The organism is Pseudoalteromonas sp. SR45-6 (genome assembly GCF_014163545.1).
Lineage (GTDB): Bacteria > Pseudomonadota > Gammaproteobacteria > Enterobacterales > Alteromonadaceae > Pseudoalteromonas > Pseudoalteromonas rhizosphaerae.
Window position 1 is genome coordinate 1 of record NZ_JACJDM010000143.1, and the last position, 1,143, is coordinate 1,143.

General features: G+C 42.8%; 2 protein-coding genes. Both read left to right on the forward strand.

Features of this window, described 5'->3' with window-relative positions:
- Positions 1 to 205: 205 nt before the first annotated feature.
- Complete coding sequence (rplM, locus tag H5158_RS22545) at positions 206 to 634, forward strand: 50S ribosomal protein L13 (RefSeq protein WP_002957960.1); 429 nt, start codon at positions 206 to 208, stop codon at positions 632 to 634.
- Positions 635 to 645: 11 nt separating this feature from the next.
- The gene (gene rpsI, locus H5158_RS22550; RefSeq protein WP_016710054.1) at positions 646 to 1,035 is read left to right on the forward strand and encodes a 30S ribosomal protein S9; all 390 of its coding nucleotides are present in this window, start codon (positions 646 to 648) and stop codon (positions 1,033 to 1,035) included.
- Positions 1,036 to 1,143 lie beyond the last annotated feature (108 nt).

Consider the following 1,143-nt stretch of genomic DNA (forward strand, 5'->3'; position numbering starts at 1 on the left):
GGAAAAAACAACCGTCGAGTAGCAATGTGGTAAAAGTGCTGGTATACTCCCGCGTCTGCCACGTTGCGTTCTATTGCCTTCATTAGATTAGCCTCTTTTGAATGGCGCAAAAGTCTTAAACTCGAAGGGGTTGGAGCAAACATTTAGAGCGGTAATTAATAATAATTACCTGTGGTTTTAATTGAAAAACATTGGATTTTTATAAATGAAAACGTTTGTTGCTAAACCAGAAACAGTAAAACGTGACTGGTACGTAGTTGACGCTGAAGGTAAAACTTTAGGTCGCATCGCTACTGAAATCGCTCATCGCCTACGCGGTAAGCACAAAGCTGAGTACACTCCACACGTAGATACTGGTGATTACATCATCGTTATCAACGCGGAGAAAGTTACTGTAACTGGTAACAAGTTCAAAGATAAAGTGTACTATGCTCACTCTGGTTTCCCAGGTGGTCTTAAGTCTACTACTTTTGATAAACTTCAAGCTGCAAAGCCTGAAATGATCATCGAGAAGGCTGTTAAGGGCATGTTGCCACGTGGTCCTTTAGGCCGCGCAATGTACCGTAAACTTAAAGTTTACGCAGGTACTGAGCACAACCATGCTGCACAACAGCCTCAGGTTCTAGACATTTAAGGAGCACTAACATGGCAAATCAATACTACGGTACAGGTCGTCGTAAAAGTTCAAGTGCTCGCGTATTCTTACGCCCAGGCACTGGTAACATCGTAATCAACAATCGCTCTTTAGAAGAGTATTTTGGTCGCGAAACAGCACGCATGGTTGTTCGTCAAGCTTTAGGGCTTGTTGATATGACTGAAAAGTTTGATCTTTACATCACCGTTGCTGGTGGTGGTACTACTGGTCAAGCTGGTGCTATCCGTCACGGTATCACTCGTGCACTTATGGAGTTTGACGAGTCACTACGTCCACAACTTCGTAAAGCAGGTTTCGTTACTCGTGATGCACGTAAAGTTGAGCGTAAGAAAGTGGGTCTTAAGAAAGCGCGTAAGCGTCCACAGTTCTCAAAACGTTAATATTTACGTTATCAAGAATTTCAAAAACCCAGCTTCTGCTGGGTTTTTTGTTTTTGGGGTTATAAAAGTTAGCGAGAGTAAAGTTAGCGAGAGTAAAGTTAGCGAGAG

Coding starts and splice junctions, on each gene's coding strand:
- rplM (WP_002957960.1), top strand. CDS start 206: ATGAAAACGTTTGTTGCTAAACCAGAAACAGTAAAACGTGACTGGTAC.
- rpsI (WP_016710054.1), top strand. CDS start 646: ATGGCAAATCAATACTACGGTACAGGTCGTCGTAAAAGTTCAAGTGCT.